Genomic DNA, 16,083 nt, shown 5'->3' on the forward strand with positions numbered 1-16,083 from the left:
AGGACACCGCATCAGTGTGGCACCCGGACAAGCTGTCGCCGCAGGTCAGCGGGCATCATCAGCCCCCGGTGCCCGAGGTGGACCTGTGCGGACGACAGTGCGGCCGGCCCGAACAGCACTGCGTGACGGCCGCGGAGATCCCGTCACCGGAACGAGCACGGGCCGGGCGTCCGCGGTCGGCCCGTATTCTCGGCGTCCCCCCCAACCACCACCGATGCCGTGCCCCCGGGAGCAACCGTGCAGGTCGAACAGATCACCGACCCCGTCGCCTACCACGGAGAGGGCCCGGCCTGGTCGCCCACCTGGGGCGGGCTGCGCTGGGTGGACATGCTCGCCGGCGACATCCTGACCCTCGGCGACGACGGCACCGTGCACCGTCGGCAGGTCGGCACCGTCGCCGCGGTCATCCGGCCCCGCACGGCCGGCGGCGCCATCATCGCCGTCGAACGCGGGTTCGCCCTGGAGGACGACGAGGGCCACCTGACCGCGCTGCCCGAGGTCTTCGGCGACCCGACCATCCGGATGAACGAGGGCGGCTGCGACCCCGACGGCCGCTTCTACTGCGGGACGATGGCCTACGACCAGCGGCCGGGCGCGGCGCAGCTCTACCGCCTCGACCCGGACGGCTCGATCCGCACCGTGCTGACCGACCTGACCATCTCCAACGGTCTGGAGTGGAGCCCGGACGGTTCGCTCGCCTACTTCGACGACACCCCCACCGGCCGGGTCGCGCTGTTCGACTACGAGACCGCCGCCGGGCTGACGAACCGGCGCACCTTCGTCGAGATCGACCCCGACGACGGTCACCCGGACGGCCTCACCGTCGACTCCGAGGGCGGGGTGTGGGTCGCGCTGTTCGGGGGCGGCGCCGTCCGTCGCTACCTCCCGGACGGCACCCTGGACGCGGTCCTGGAGGTGCCGGCCCGGCAGGTCACCGCCTGCACGTTCGGCGGGCCGGACCTGGACCAGCTGTTCATCACCACCTCCCGGGAGAACCTCGAGCCCGACGACGATCCGCTCGCCGGGTCGCTGTTCCGCGCCTCGGTCGGGGTCCGCGGTCTGCCGCTCCGACCGTTCGCCGGCTGACCCGCGGCTGCGGGGAACGCGGGGGGACGGCGTGCGGCGGGGGTGGGGAGCCCTGGGCGGGTGGTTCCGGGACCACGATCCCGACCGTGTCGCGCTCCGGCGTGCGGTGCGGGTGGCCCTGGTGTCCACCGTCGTCCTGGCCGTAACCGATCTGCTCATCGGCCGCCCGCAGATCGTCTCCTTCGGTGTGTTCGGCACCTTCGCCCTGCTGCTGTTCGCCGAGTTCCCCGGGACGCGGCAGGCCCGGGCCGCCGCCTTCGGACTGCTCGCCGTGCTCGGAGCAGTGCTCATCGCCCTCGGCACCCTGGTGTCGACGTCGTGGTGGCTGGCCTCGGCCCTGATGGCGGTGGTCGGGTTCCTCGTGGTCTTCGCCGGGTTCCTGTCGGCCGCCACGGCCGGCGGCACCCGCGCGGCGCTGCTCACCTTCATCCTCCCGGCGACGGTGCCGGCCCCGCCCGCCGACATCCCCGACCGGCTGATCGGTTGGGCCATCGCCCTGGCCCTGGCCGTGCCGGCCGCGCTGTTCCTCTGGCCGCCGGCCGACCACGACCGGATGAGACTGCTGTCCGCGGCGTCCTGCCGGGCGCTGGCCGGCCGACTGCACGGAATGCTCGACGACGCCCCGCACCCGGCCGGTGCGGCACCGGGGGACGGGGACCCCGATCCGGTCCGGGTGGCCGACGATGACCTCCGGCGGGTGATGCGGGCGAGCGCCGCCCGGCCCGTCGGCATGACCACCGGCAGCCGGCTGCTGCTGCGCCTGGTGGACGAGGTCGACTGGCTGGCCACCCTGACCGGCCGGGCCAGTGCGGCCACGGTGCGGGCGTGGCCGTCCTGGACCCGGGAGATCGTCGCCGGATGCGCCGATGTCCTCACGGCGGCCGCGAAGCTGCTGCCCGCCGCCGAGCGGAGCCGAGCCCACCGGGATCGACTCGACGCCTGCCTGACGGCGCTGTCGGCCGCCCGCGACCGGGCCACCGACCGACTCGCCGACAGCCTGGCCGGCAGTGGGCTGCGCGCCGGCCTGCTCCGAGCCGAACACCGGGCCCAGCTGGTCCACGAGTGGGCCTATGCCTGCGATCTGCTCGGCCGCACGGTGCGCGACGCCGCGGACGCCGACGCCCGCCCGGTCTGGCAACGGCTGATCGGCCGATCCACCACCACCCTGGCCGTCGGCACCGGGGACGCGATCCGGCTGCTCACCGTGCGGCAAGCGCGCCTGGGCTCGGTCGCCGTCCAGAACGGCCTGCGGACGGGGGCCGGCCTCGGCGTGGCCGTGCTGATCGCCCAGGTCAGCCACGTCCAGCACGGGTTCTGGATCGCCCTGGGCGCCATGTCGGTGCTCCGCACCTCCGCGGTGAGCACGACCGCCACCGTCGGCCGGGCCCTGCTCGGCACGGTGGTCGGGTTCGTCGTCGGGTGGGCCCTTCTCGCGCTGGTCGGCACCGGCCCGGGCACCCTGTGGGTCCTGCTGCCCCTGGCCGTGCTGATCGCCGGCTTCGCCCCCGCCACCGGATCCGTGGCCGCCGGCCAGGCCGCCTTCACCGTCGTCGTGCTCGTCCTGTTCACCCTCCTGCAGCCGGTCGGATGGACACTCGGCCTGGTGCGCGTCGAAGACGTCGCCCTGGGCTGCGGGGCGGCGCTGTTGGTCGGCGTCCTGCTCTGGCCCCGCGGCGCCGCCGACTCCGTCCGGGAGGCCCTGGCCGATGCCTACCGGGCCTCGACGGACACCCTGACCGGGGCGGTCACGGCCGCCCTGCGCGGCCGATCGGCGCACACCGCGGTGCCGGCGGCCGCGCCGGCCTCGGTCCGGCTGGAGGGCGCGCTACGCCAGTACCTGGCCGAACGGACCCGGCCGATCGGCGTGGCCGAGCTCAGCCTGGCCGCCAACGGGGTGGGCCGGCTCCGACTGGCGGCCGAGGCCCTGGCCGGCCTGCCCGACGCGTCGATGCCGGTCCACCCGCGCGCCGGGGCGGCGCACCGGGTGGAGGACGAGATCCGGGTGCGCGCCCAGGAGTCGGCGGTCTGGTTCCGGGCCTGGGCCGACGCCCTCACCCGCCCCACCGGCGCGCTGCCGCCGCCCCCGCCGGCCGACCTGGAGCACCGGGTGGTCGCCACGCTGCTGGCCGACCCGCCGGGGGCCGATCGACCGACGGGGATCCAGCTGGCCCTCCGGGTGACCTGGGTGGGCCTGTACCTCGACGACGCGGCCCTGCTCGCCCACACCCTGGCCGGGCTCTCCCTCACCACACCGACCGCGGCCGGGCCGACCCACCGGCCCTGAGGCTCCCCCGGGCTGCGGCGGCATCGCCGGCGTGACGTGCGGTGGGAGGGGAGGAATGACCGGGCACGCCGGTAACGTTCATCCGGGTACCGGCCCCGCCGACCAGCACCGACCCGCACCGACCCGCGCGACCGACCACCGCACCGCCGAACATTGCATCCCCGAACACTGAGGAACCCCGTGCCCGACCTGAGTCTCGTCCGCCCCGACGCCACGGAGGCACTGACCGCCCTGCTGCGGTCGCGCATCCTCGTGCTCGACGGCGCGATGGGGACGATGATCCAGCGGCACACCTTCAGCGAGGCGGAGTACCGCGGCGACCGGTTCGCCGACTGGCCGAGCGACCTCAAGGGCAACAACGACCTGTTGACGCTCACCCAGCCCGAGGCCATCTCGGCGATCCATCGCGCCTACCTGGACGCCGGCGCGGACCTCGTCGAGACCAACACGTTCAACGCCCAGGTCATCTCGCTGGCCGACTACGGCATGCAGGAGCTGGCCTACGAGCTGAACCACGAATCGGCCCGGCTGGCCCGCGCGGAGTGCGACGCGGTGACCGCGGCCGACCCGTCCCGACCCCGCTACGTCGCGGGAGCCCTGGGCCCCACCAACCGGACCGCGTCCATCTCCCCCGACGTCAACGACCCGGGCGCCCGGAACGTCACCTACACCGAACTGGTGGACGCCTACCTGCAGCAGGCCAACGGGCTGGTCGACGGCGGCGCCGATCTGCTGCTCATCGAGACCATCTTCGACACGCTCAACGCCAAGGCGGCCATCTTCGCCCTGGAGACGCTGTTCGAGGAGCGCGGGCGGCGCTGGCCGGTGATGATCTCCGGCACCATCACCGACGCCAGCGGGCGGACCTTGTCCGGGCAGGTGACCGAGGCGTTCTGGAACTCGGTGCGGCACGCCCGGCCGCTGCTGGTCGGCCTGAACTGCGCCCTGGGCGCCGCCGAGATGCGCCCCTACCTGGCCGAGATCTCCCGCATCGCCGACTGTTTCGTCTCCTGCTACCCGAACGCCGGGCTGCCCAATGCGTTCGGCGAGTACGACGAGCTGCCCGACCAGACGGCCGGCGTGGTCCGCGAGTTCAGCGAGAGCGGCCTGCTCAACCTGCTGGGCGGCTGCTGCGGCACCACCCCCGACCACATCGCCGCGATGGCCGCCTGCGTGCAGGGCGTCACGCCACGCGTCCCGCCGGAACGCGAGACCGCCTGCCGGCTCTCGGGTCTCGAGCCGTTGAACATCACCGCGGACTCGCTGTTCGTCAACATCGGCGAGCGCACCAACATCACCGGGTCGGCGAAGTTCCGGAACCTGATCCGCGACGGTGACTACCCCGCGGCGCTGGCCGTGGCCCGGCAGCAGGTGGAGAACGGCGCGCAGATCATCGACGTCAACATGGACGAGGGGATGATCGACGGCGTCGCGGCCATGGACCGCTTCCTCAAGCTCATCGCCTCCGAACCCGACATCAACCGGGTCCCGCTGATGGTCGACTCGTCCAAGTTCGAGGTCATCGAGGCCGGCCTGCGCTGCGTGCAGGGCAAGCCCGTCGTCAACTCCATCTCCATGAAGGAAGGCGTCGACAGGTTCGTCGAGCACGCCCGGCTGTGCCGCAAGTACGGCGCGGCGATCGTGGTGATGGCGTTCGACGAGGACGGGCAGGCCGACAACCTGGCCCGCCGTCAGGAGATCTGCGAGCGGGCCTACCGGATCCTGGTCGACGAGGTCGGTTTCCCGGCCGAGGACATCATCTTCGACCCGAACATCTTCGCCGTGGCCACCGGCATCGAGGAGCACGCCAACTACGGCGTCGACTTCATCGAGGGCACCCGCTGGGTCAAGCAGAACCTGCCCGGCGCGCTGGTCTCCGGGGGTGTCTCCAACGTCTCGTTCTCCTTCCGCGGGAACAACGCCGTCCGCGAGGCCATCCACGCGGTGTTCCTGTTCCACGCGATCTCCGCGGGGATGGACATGGGCATCGTCAACGCCGGGGCGCTGGTCGTCTACGACCAGGTCGACGTGCGGCTGCGCGATCGCATCGAGGACGTGGTGCTCAACCGCCGCCCGGACGCCGCCGAACGCCTGCTGGAGATCGCCACCGAGTTCGCCGGGGCCGGTACCAAGGCCGCCGGCGCGGACGAGACGTGGCGGGAGCTGCCGGTCGGCGAGCGGATCACCCACGCCCTGGTCAAGGGGATCGACAGCTGGGCCGAGACCGACACCGAGGAGCTGCGGCAGCTCATCGCCGACCGCGGCGGCGAACCCATCGAGGTCATCGAGGGTCCGCTGATGGCCGGGATGAACGTGGTCGGCGACCTGTTCGGCGCGGGCAAGATGTTCCTGCCGCAGGTGGTGAAGTCGGCCCGGGTGATGAAGAAGTCGGTCGCCTACCTCATCCCGTACATCGAGGCGGGCAAGTCCCCGGAGGACGCCGGCCGGTCCAACGGCACGGTCATCATGGCCACGGTCAAGGGCGACGTGCACGACATCGGCAAGAACATCGTCGGTGTGGTCCTGCAGTGCAACAACTACGACGTGATCGATCTCGGCGTGATGGTCCCGGCCCAGAAGATCCTGGACGCGGCCAAGGAGCACGACGCCGACGTCATCGGGCTGTCCGGGCTGATCACGCCGTCGCTGGACGAGATGGTGAACTTCGCGACCGAGATGGAGCGGCAGGGGTTCGAGATCCCACTCATCATCGGCGGGGCGACCACCTCCCGGGCGCACACCGCGGTCAAGGTCGACCAGCGCTACCACGGCCCGGTCATCTGGGTGAAGGACGCGTCCCGGTCCGTCCCGGTCGTCGCGGCGCTGCTCTCCCCCGACCAGCGACCCGGGCTGCTCGCCGACGTGGAGGCCGACTACACCGCCCTGCGGGAGCGGTACGCCGCCCGCAGCGAGGCCAAGAAGATGCTGTCCTACGCCGACGCGCGTACCGACGCCACCCCGATCGACTGGACGGGATACCGGCCGCCCCGACCGCGGCTGCTCGCCCGCCAGGCCCCGGACGTGCACCGCGACGGCGGCGCGGTGGGTACCGGACGGGCCACCGCCCGCCAGTTCGTCCAGACGTTCACCGACTACCCGCTGGCCGAGCTGCGTCCGTACATCGACTGGCAGCCGTTCTTCAACGCGTGGGAGATGAAGGGCCGCTTCCCGGACATCCTCAACAGCCCGGCCACCGGCGAGACCGCCCGCCGGCTGTACGAGGACGCCCAGGAGATGCTCGATCGCATGATCGAGGAGCGCTGGGTCCGGGCCGCCGGGGTGTTCGGCCTCTTCCCGGCCAACACGGTGGACGACGACGACATCACGGTCTTCACCGACGAGAGCCGGACGGAGGTGCTGACCACCCTGCACCAGGTCCGCCAGCAGACCGAGCACCGCCCGGGGGTGCCGCACCGCTCGCTGGCCGACTTCGTCGCACCGGCGGAGACCGGGCTGGCCGACTACGTGGGGGCGTTCGCCGTCACCGCCGGGCTGGGCGTGGCCGAGCGGACCGCCGCGTTCAAGGCCGAGCACGACGACTACAACGCGATCCTGCTGGAGTCGCTGGCCGATCGGCTCGCCGAGGCGTTCGCCGAGCGGCTGCACGAGCGGGTGCGCACCGAGTTCTGGGCCTACCAGCCCGACGAGGACCTGGACAACGCCTCGCTCATCGCCGAACGCTACGTCGGCATCCGGCCCGCGCCGGGCTACCCGGCGTGCCCCGAACACACCGAGAAGCAGACCATCTGGGACCTGCTGGACGTCCAGGCCGCCACCGGGATCGAGCTCACCGAGTCGATGGCCATGTGGCCGGGCGCGGCGGTGAGCGGGCTGTACTTCTCCCACCCGCAGTCCCAGTACTTCGTGGTCGGCCAGATCGGCCGCGATCAGGTGGAGAGCTACGCGGCCCGCAAGGGCTGGGACGTCACCGAGGCGCAGCGCTGGCTGGCGCCCAACCTGGGGTACCGCACCGACGACGAGTGACCGCCGGCCCGGTACGGGGTCCGGGACGCACGCGAACGGCCCCCGCGCCCTGATCGGGTGCGGGGGCCGGTTCGTGTGACGGCCGGGTGCCGAATCGCCTCGGGGCGACGGGCCGAACAGGCTCCAGCCGGGGTGACCCGCGGTAGTCCTGAGCGGCATTTTTATGTGAGGCCCGGGGATCGGCACCCGACCACTGGGTACAACGGGCCCCCCCCGCCCCGTGTTCCCCGCTCGCGCAATCTCCTCGAACTTCATGGGCAGACCACCTCGACGCGACCATGATGTCGCGGTGAGCTCACCCTCTGTGACCCCCGGCTCGGATCGTCCCGCCGCGCCTCCCACCGCCGAACACCGCCGACTGGCCGAGTCCTCCGATCCGGGCGCGCCGTGGCGGCTGTGGGGCCCGTACCTCTCCGGGCGGCAGTGGGGCACCGTCCGGGAGGACTACTCCGCCGACGGCGACGCCTGGACCTCCCTGCCGTTCGACCAGGCCCACCAGCGCGCCTACCGCTGGGGGGAGGACGGCCTGGGCGGGGTGTGCGACCGGTTCGGCTTCCTGAACTTCTCGATCGCCCTGTGGAACGGCCGCGACCCGGTGCTCAAGGAGCGCTTGTTCGGGCTGACCAACGGCGAGGGCAACCACGGCGAGGACGTGAAGGAGTACTGGTGGGCGGTGGATTCCACGCCCACCCACAGCTGGATGGAGTGGCTGTACCGCTACCCGCAGGCCGAGTACCCCTATCGGCTGCTGCGCGAGGCCAACGCGGCCCGCGGACGGGACGAGCGGGAGTACGAACTGTCCGACACCGGGGTGCTGGACGACAACCGGTTCTTCGACGTCGCGGTCACCTACGCCAAGGCCGGTCCCGACGACTACTGCATCACCGTCACCGCGACGAACCACGGCCCCGACCCGGCCGAGCTGCACCTGTTGCCCCAGTTGTGGTTCCGCAACACCTGGGCCTGGGGACGCGACCCGCGCACGGCCTCGCTGCGACCGCGCGGCCGGTCGTTCTCCACCGTCGCCGGGGTCACCGCCGTCCGCGCCGAGCACGAGATGCTCGGCCGCTACGAACTCGTCGCCCACGACTGCCCCGCGGCGGACTCCCCCGCACCCACCCTGCTGCTGTGCGACAACGAGACCGACGCGGTCGGGCTGTACGGCGCCGAGCGCAACCGCACCCGGTACGCCAAGAACGGCATCGACCGGTACGTGGTGCACGGTGACGCCGACGCGGTGTTCGTCGCCGGGGCCGATGACGACGACGTCACCGACACCCGGCCCGACCACCACGGCCAGGACGCGGCCCCGTCGGGCCCGGGAAGCGAGCCACGCACGAAAGCGGCCTTCTGGTACCGCTTCTCGGCCGTCGCCCCCGGTGCGTCGGTGAGCATCCGGCTGCGGCTGAGCACCGACGAGCCCGGCGAGGCGACCTTCGGTCCGGACTTCGACGCGGTGGTGGCCGATCGCCGCCTGGAGGCCGACGAGTTCTACGACGTGGTCATCCCCGCCGACCGGGACGCCGTCGACCGCGACATCGCGCGGCGGGCGTTCGCCGGGCTGCTCTGGGGCAAACAGCTCTACCGGTACACCGTGGCCCACTGGCTCAGCGGCGACCCCGCCTCCCCCGCACCGCCCGCGCAGCGGCTCACCGGTCGCAACGAGTCCTGGGGCCACCTCGCGCTGGCCGACGTGCTGTCCATGCCCGACGAGTGGGAGTACCCCTGGTTCGCCTCCTGGGACCTGGCGTTCCACTGCGTCGCGCTGGCCCACGTGGACCCCGCATTCGCCAAGCACCAGTTGGTCCTGCTGTGCCGGGAGTGGTCGATGCACCCCAACGGCCAGCTGCCCGCCTACGAGTGGGAGTTCGGTGACGTCAACCCGCCCGTCCACGCCTGGGCGACCTGGCAGGTCTACCTGATCGACGGCCGCCGGGACCCGGACTTCCTGGCCCGCATCCTGTCCAAGCTGCTGCTCAACTTCGCCTGGTGGCTCAACCGCAAGGACCCGGACGGTTCCGACCTCTTCGAGGGCGGGTTCCTGGGGATGGACAACATCGGCCTGTTCGACCGGTCCAAGGGCCTGCCGCCGGGCACCCGACTGCAGCAGTCCGACGCCACGGCCTGGATGGCGTTCTCCTGCCTGCAGATGCTGACCATCGCCGTCGAGCTGGCCCCCGGCTCCAAGGCGTGGGACGACGTGGCCACCACGTTCCTGGAGCACTTCCTGTCCATCGCCAAGGCGATGACCGAGTTCGGTTCGCACGGCATCTCGCTGTGGGACGAGGAGGACCGGTTCTTCTACGACGTGCTCACCCACCCCGACGGGACCTCGGAGCGGCTGCGGGTGCGCAGCATGGTCGGCCTGCTGCCGCTGCTGGGAGTGGCCGTCCCCCCGGCGACGCTGGCCGAGCAGCTCCCCGACTACACCGCCCGGCTGACCTGGCTCGTCCGGCACCGACCCCAGGACAGCGTCGGCCTGCAGAGCTGCACCGGGCCCGACGGGTCCCGCACCGCCCTCGCCCTGGTCGGCGGGGACCGGTTGCCGGCCGTGCTGAGCCGGTTGTTCGACGAGGGGGCGTTCCTGTCACCGCACGGCATCCGCTCGCTGTCCGCCGAGTACCGGACCCCGTTCACCACCGTGGTCGACGGGGTGCCGTTCGGCATCGGCTACGAGCCCGGCGAGAGCCACAGCGGCATGTTCGGCGGCAACTCCAACTGGCGGGGCCCCGTCTGGTTCCCGGTGAACGCCCTGCTGGCCGACGCCCTGCGGTCGCACGGAGCGTTCGATCCCGACCGCACCGTCGAGGTGCCCACCGGGTCCGGCCGGTCGATGAGCCTGGCGCAGGCCGCCGACCTGCTCGACGACCGGCTGATCGGGCTCTTCCGGCCCGGCCCGGACGGCCGGCGGCCCAGCGACGGCTCTCGGATCGAGGCGACCGACGACCCGCTCTGGCGGGCCCACCCCACGTTCAGCGAGTACTTCGACGGCGACACCGGCGAGGGGCTGGGTGCCAGCCACCAGACCGGCTGGACCGCGCTGGTCGCCCACCTGCTCTGCCGGCGACCGGAGGAGGACCGGCACGGCTGACGGGAGCGGGCCCGGTCAGCGGATCCGTTCGGCCGCCCTGGCCGCGAGCAGCAGTTCGCCGACCAACGCGCGCAGGTCCTGCCGGGGGGCCGCCTCGTCCACCGCCGTGGCCACGTCCTCGGCCGCACAGCGCACCTGGAAGAGCCGGTCGGCCAGATCGTCGCGTTCCGCCGCGGAGAGCACCACCGCGTCGACGGGCAGATCACCGCGCTCCAGCGCGTGCCGGTGCTCGTACGCCCGCTGCCGGCAGGCCTGGGCGCAGTACCGGCGCCGCCGGCCCACCGTCGTCCCGCCGACGAGCTCGCGACCGCACCACAGGCACCGGCCGGGCTGGTCACGGCTGCGTCCAACCGGCCCGTCGCCGACGGGATCGAGCTGGGTCACGGAGGGGGGCACGCCGGACAACCTAGCGTCCACCCGGCGGGTCCGGCCGTTCCCGGCCCGGACATGCCGGGACGACCGGTGGCGCGAGTCCCCGGCCGGGCGCCCACCGCCGCGGACGGCCCGTGCCAGACTGACCGGCGTGGCCGGTCCGACGAACACCTCCTCCAGCCGCTACCTGGACGGTCCCGGGCCACGCGCCTTCGCCCATCGCGGTTGGCACACCGGCGATCTCGCCGGCCGCGAGAACACCATGGCCGCCTTCTCCCGCGCGGTCGACGAGGGTTTCACCTTCCTGGAGACCGATGTGCACGCCACCGCGGACGGCGTCCTGGTCGCCTTCCACGACCCGTCGCTGGACCGGGTCACCGACACCTCCGGCCGCATCGCGGATCTGACCTGGGAACAGGTCGCCGCAGCGCGGGTGGGTGGTCGCGATCCCATCCCCCGGCTGGTCGACCTGCTCGACGCCTTCCCCGACGCCCGGTTCACCGTCGACGCCAAGGCCGACCCGGCCGTCGATCCGCTGCTGGACCTGCTGCGTGGCACCACGGCGGCCGACCGGATCTGCGTGGGCTCGTTCTCCGACCGACGGCTCGAGCGCCTCCGCCGGGCGGCACCCGCGGCGGTGGTCACCTCGCTGGCCCCCCGGCAGGTGCTCGCCCTGGTCACCGCATCCGTCACCGGGCGCGCCCATCGCGCGCCGGACCGGGCGGTCGCCGCCCAGGTGCCGATGCGCTCGGGGCTGGTGCCGGTGGTCACCGGACGGTTCGTGCAGACGGCCCACGCGGCCGGTCTCGAGGTCCACGTCTGGACGGTGGACGACCCCGCGCAGATGCGCAGGCTGCTCGACCTGGGGGTCGACGGGATCATGACCGACCGCCCGGATCTCCTGCGGGACGTGCTGCGGCAACGGGGGCAGTGGCCCGCCTGAACCCCAGGTCGCCGCCACCAACCGACGGCGCGGCCACCGCCGGGCATCGCGCTACAGTCCCGGGCGTGCCCGAGGACCCCGCCGACGACCGGCCGATCGATCCGGCCGCCGTGCCCGCCGCCGGGGGCCGCCGGGGCATGACCCCGTACGGACTGGTCAAGTTCTTCTACGGCCCGATGGACTGCGGCAAGTCGACCCTGGCCCTGCAACTGGACTACAACCATTCCCGGCAGGGCCGGCGCGGTCTGCTGCTGACCCGCTGGGACCGGGTGAGCAGCGGACGGATCAGCTCCCGGATGGGGATCGGGCGCCCGGCCGTGGAGGTGCCCGACGATCTGGACATCGCCGACCTGGTGCGGCAGTCCTGGGCCGCCGGCCGACGGGTGGACTACCTGATCGTCGACGAGGTCCAGTTCTTCACCCCGCTGCAGATCGAACAGCTCGCGCAACTGGCCGACGACACCCAGGTCGACGTCTACGCCTTCGGCATCGCCACCGACTTCCGGGGCCGGCTGTTCCCCGCCTCGGCCCGCCTGTTCGAGCTGGCCGACGAGGTGCTGCCGCTGCAGGTCGAGGTGCTCTGCTGGTGCGGGCGCCCGGGTCGGCTGAATGGCCGGGTCGTCGACGGGGTACTGGCCCGGGAGGGCGCCACCATGGTCGTCGCCGACACCGTGCCGACGGTCGACCTGGCCGCCGGCGGGCCGACGGACGGGGGTCACCGGGAACCGGAGGTGCACTACCAGGTGCTCTGCCGCGCCCACCACCGGGCCGGCAACCTGGGGCCGGGCAGCAGTGACCGGGCCCTGCCGTGGCCGGACAGTGGCTGACGGGGCAACCGACAGGTCACATGAGGTGACGTATAGTCATGATTCGTTCGGATCCGTGATCACCGCCACGCCCCCGGGCGGTGACCACCGCATCCGGGCAACCCGACCATCGGGTAGTACGTCCTGAACGGGTGACCCACCGATCGCCGATCACCCAGCGCGGACCGGCGTGGGGTGGTCAGGTCGATGGTTCGAACACCAGCCGTACCGCTCGTCCGCTGTGGTGCCCGACCCGGATCGACCCCGCACCGGTCGTGAGGCGTGGCACACGTCCCATCCCCGCTGTCCGGGGGAACGAATGCACGGAGAACAGCGTTACCCGTCGGTAGCGGCTCAGCAGAGAGCCGGTGCCGGACCCCCACACCCGGCACGAAGGCACCCCGGCCCGGCGCGCGCAGCACACCGCCGGCCGCGGATCGCCATCGCTGTCACCAGCGTCAGCAGCAGTAAGGAAGGACCCACCATGGCCGATCGCGTCCTGCGCGGCAGCCGCCTCGGATCAACGAGCTACGAGGCCGACCGCAACCACGACCTCGCGCCCCGGCGCACCGCGACCTTCCGGTGCCCGCGGGACCACGAGTTCACCGTACCGATGGCCGACGACGCCGAGGTCCCCGCGGTGTGGGACTGCCGCATGCACGGGCTGTCCTCCATGCTCATCGACGGCTCCGTGCCCGAGGGCAAGGCCGCCAAGCCGCCGCGCACCCACTGGGACATGCTCCTGGAGCGTCGCTCCATCGAGGAGCTCGAAGAGATCCTCAACGAGCGGCTCACCGAGCTGAAGAGCCGGCGCACCGCGTCCTGATCCGGTCCACGACGAAGCCCCCCACCCCGATGACCTCGGAGTGGGGGGCTTTCTCGTGTCCCGGGCGGATTCGCCCGACCGGACCGGGCGGGATCAGCCGGCGCGGCGGCCGGTGACCAGGCCGCGGAGCTGTCGCCAGCGGTGGGCGGCACCCCACAGGGTCACCTTGAGCAGAGCCTCGCGAACGATGTTGCCGCTCATCTTGGAGTCACCGATCTCCCGTTCGGTGAACGTGATCGGCACCTCCACCACCCGGAAGCCCTCCTGGATCGCCCGCCAGGCCAGATCGACCTGGAAGCAGTAGCCGTGGGACTCCACCGCGTCCAGCGACAGCTTCTGCAGAACCTCGGCACGGAACGCGCGATAGCCACCGGTGATGTCGTGCAGGCCGACCCCGAGGACCAGGCGGGAGTAGATGTTGCCGCCGCGGGACAGGAACTCCCGGTGCTTGGGCCAGTTGACCACCGACCCGCCCGGGACGTAGCGGGCGCCCAGCACCACATCGGCGTCCTGCAGCGCCTCGAGCAGCCGGGGCAGCTGCTCCGGCGCGTGCGAACCGTCCGCGTCCATCTCCACCAGCACCGGGTACCCGCGGGACAGACCCCACCCGAACCCGGCGATGTACGCGGCGCCCAGCCCGGCCTTCTCGTTGCGGTGCAGCACGTTGACCCGCTCGTCGGCCGCGGCGCGCTCGTCGGCCAGCTCACCGGTGCCGTCCGGGCTGCCGTCGTCCACCACCAGCACGTGCGCCTGGGGGACGGCGAGGAGCAACCGGTCCAGGATGCGCGGCAGGTTCTCCCGTTCCTGATAGGTCGGGATGATCACCAGGGGGTGATCCACGTGCGGTCCGTTCACCGGTCGAGCCTCTCCGAACACCTCGGCGGTCAGCGCGCGCCCACCGTCCCCGCTCCGTCCGGTGTCCGGCGATCGGGTCGGCCGCGTCGCATGCTGACGATCGCCTGCCACACCAGGGCCAGCATCGCGGCCCCGGTCAGCCCCCATTCCACAGGGGCACCGAGCACGGTACCGGGTGTTGTCGTGGAGATGAGCGGAACACTCGGGGTGAGGTAACCGGGGGTGAACAGCGGGATCGAGGACTCCACGGCCCCGGTCGGAGCGATCACCGCCGACACCCCGCTGGTCGCCGCGATGAGCACCTCGCGCCCGTTCTCCACCGCCCGGACGCGGCTCATCGCCTGCTGCTGGTACGTCTCGTCGGTCCACCCGAAGGTGGCGTTGTTGGTCTGCACGACCAGCACCTGCGCACCGCCCGCAACCACGTCGCGGACCAGGTTCTCGTACACCACCTCGAAGCAGATGACGTCGCCCACCGGCACCCCGGCGACGTCCAGGTTGCCGGGTGCGTCCCCGGGGAGGAAGAAGCCGGCCCGGTCGACCCAGGAGGTGAACAGGCGGAAGAACGACCGCCAGGGCATGTACTCGGCGAACGGCACCGGGTGCCGCTTGGTGTACGTCTGGCCGGGGCCGGTCTGCGGGTCCCAGACGATCCCCATGTTGTAGGAGCCGCGGTCGTCCGGGTCGTCGCTCGCGTCGACCACGGCGCCGACCAGGATGGGTACCCCGATGTCCCGGGCGGCGTCGCTGATCATCTCGGCGGCGACCGGGTCGCGGTAGGGGTCGATGTCCGAGGAGTTCTCCGGCCACACGACCAGGCGCGGGGCCGGCGCGGTGCCCGCCCGGACGGCCGCGGCCAGCGCCCGGGTGCGGTCGGCGTGCAGCTGGGTGACCGCGCGGCGGGTGGCGTTGAACTCCAGACCGGGCTCGGGCACGTTCCCCTGGATGACGGCGATGACGCTGCGCGGCGCGTCCTCCCCCGTCTGCACGGTGGCGCGGCCGGCCACCCCGACGACGAACGGGGCGATCAGGGCGACCACGGCCAGCAGCAGCAGCGGCCGGGCCGGGCGCCATCGACCCCGCGCGGCCCACCCCGCCCGGGCCAGCCCGGTGAGGGCGAACCCGGCCAGAGCGGTGAGGAAGGCCAACCCGGTCGCCCCGATCAACGACGCGGCCGGCAGCAGCGGGCCGTCGGGCTGGGAGAAGGCAATGCCGCCCCACGGGAACCCGCCGAACGGGAAACGGGCGCGCAGTGCCTCCCCCGCCACCCAGAGCGCCGCGGCCCACAGCGGCCAGAGCACGGTGGCCGTGCCGGGCCGCCAGTGAGCGGCACGGCGAGAGGAGAAGGCCAGCGCCGCGGCGACCGGTGCGGTGAGCATCGCCTCGAGCACGGCCAGCGAGACGGCCACCGGCCCGATGTACACCGACGTCCAGATGAGCAGCGGCACGTAGAACGACAACCCGAAGAGCAGGCCCAGCCCGAGGGCGGGGCGGATCCGGCGGCCGTGCACGGCCAAGCCGAGCAGCCCCAGACCGACCGGGGCCAGCCACCAGAGGGTGGACGGCGCGTAGGAGGCGTACAGCGCCAGGCCGCCGAGGACGGCGACCAGGATGCGCAGTCCACCCGCGCCGAGCAGGCGCCGCAACCGGCCCTGCCGCCGCAGGCGCCGACGGTCGCGCCGGGCCCGGGCCAGCGCGTCGGCGGGGACGTCGTGGGTGGATCCCCCCGCGGGATCGCTGCCGTCGTGCAGGGTCGGGGTGGCCACGGCGTCGAGGGTAATCGGCCGGCGGCCCGGGGCCCGGTGCGCGACCGCCGCCCCCGCCCGGCGCGGGGCC

Annotated in this window: 10 protein-coding genes; 7 read left to right on the top strand and 3 right to left on the bottom strand. The window is 72.8% G+C overall.

Annotated features, from left to right (window positions below):
• Nucleotides 1–237 precede the first annotated feature (237 nt).
• From J2S58_RS02795 to J2S58_RS02810, 4 genes are all read left to right on the top strand, one after another.
• On the top strand, nucleotides 238–1,086 hold the full coding sequence (locus J2S58_RS02795; RefSeq protein WP_205255514.1) for an SMP-30/gluconolactonase/LRE family protein: 849 nt from the start codon (nucleotides 238–240) through the stop codon (nucleotides 1,084–1,086).
• 121 nt (nucleotides 1,087–1,207) lie between these two features.
• Nucleotides 1,208–3,370, top strand: coding sequence for an FUSC family protein (locus J2S58_RS02800; protein ID WP_205255515.1), 2,163 nt, complete (start codon nucleotides 1,208–1,210; stop codon nucleotides 3,368–3,370).
• Nucleotides 3,371–3,550: 180 nt separating this feature from the next.
• On the top strand, nucleotides 3,551–7,354 hold the full coding sequence (gene metH / locus J2S58_RS02805) for a methionine synthase (protein WP_306826323.1): 3,804 nt from the start codon (nucleotides 3,551–3,553) through the stop codon (nucleotides 7,352–7,354).
• Between the two features lie 289 nt (nucleotides 7,355–7,643).
• The gene (locus J2S58_RS02810) at nucleotides 7,644–10,445 is read left to right on the top strand and encodes an MGH1-like glycoside hydrolase domain-containing protein (protein WP_306826324.1); all 2,802 of its coding nucleotides are present in this window, start codon (nucleotides 7,644–7,646) and stop codon (nucleotides 10,443–10,445) included.
• 15 nt (nucleotides 10,446–10,460) lie between these two features.
• Here the strand turns inward: J2S58_RS02810 and J2S58_RS02815 are convergent, their stop codons facing one another.
• Nucleotides 10,461–10,841, bottom strand: a complete 381-nt coding sequence (locus J2S58_RS02815; RefSeq protein ID WP_205255516.1) for a hypothetical protein — start codon at nucleotides 10,839–10,841, stop codon at nucleotides 10,461–10,463.
• A gap of 127 nt (nucleotides 10,842–10,968) precedes the next feature.
• Here J2S58_RS02815 and J2S58_RS02820 point away from each other — a divergent pair, with 127 nt between their 5' ends.
• From J2S58_RS02820 to J2S58_RS02830, 3 genes are all read left to right on the top strand, one after another.
• A complete protein-coding gene (locus tag J2S58_RS02820; RefSeq protein WP_306826325.1) occupies nucleotides 10,969–11,760 on the top strand; it encodes a glycerophosphodiester phosphodiesterase in 792 nt (263 codons plus the stop codon).
• Between the two features lie 137 nt (nucleotides 11,761–11,897).
• The gene (locus J2S58_RS02825) at nucleotides 11,898–12,587 is read left to right on the top strand and encodes a thymidine kinase (protein WP_205255551.1); all 690 of its coding nucleotides are present in this window, start codon (nucleotides 11,898–11,900) and stop codon (nucleotides 12,585–12,587) included.
• 463 nt (nucleotides 12,588–13,050) lie between these two features.
• Complete coding sequence (locus tag J2S58_RS02830; RefSeq protein ID WP_205255517.1) at nucleotides 13,051–13,392, top strand: RNA polymerase-binding protein RbpA; 342 nt, start codon at nucleotides 13,051–13,053, stop codon at nucleotides 13,390–13,392.
• Nucleotides 13,393–13,485: 93 nt separating this feature from the next.
• Here the strand turns inward: J2S58_RS02830 and J2S58_RS02835 are convergent, their stop codons facing one another.
• On the bottom strand, nucleotides 13,486–14,232 hold the full coding sequence (locus J2S58_RS02835; protein WP_306826327.1) for a polyprenol monophosphomannose synthase: 747 nt from the start codon (nucleotides 14,230–14,232) through the stop codon (nucleotides 13,486–13,488).
• A 44-nt stretch (nucleotides 14,233–14,276) separates the two neighbouring features.
• Entirely contained in the window at nucleotides 14,277–16,013 is a 1,737-nt protein-coding gene (gene lnt, locus J2S58_RS02840; protein WP_205255519.1) for an apolipoprotein N-acyltransferase, read from the bottom strand.
• Nucleotides 16,014–16,083: the final 70 nt, after the last annotated feature.

Source organism: Nakamurella flavida (assembly GCF_030811475.1).
Classification (GTDB): Bacteria; Actinomycetota; Actinomycetes; order Mycobacteriales; family Nakamurellaceae; genus Nakamurella; species Nakamurella flavida.

Coding starts and splice junctions, on each gene's coding strand:
- J2S58_RS02830 (WP_205255517.1), top strand. CDS start 13,051: ATGGCCGATCGCGTCCTGCGCGGCAGCCGCCTCGGATCAACGAGCTAC.
- J2S58_RS02825 (WP_205255551.1), top strand. CDS start 11,898: ATGACCCCGTACGGACTGGTCAAGTTCTTCTACGGCCCGATGGACTGC.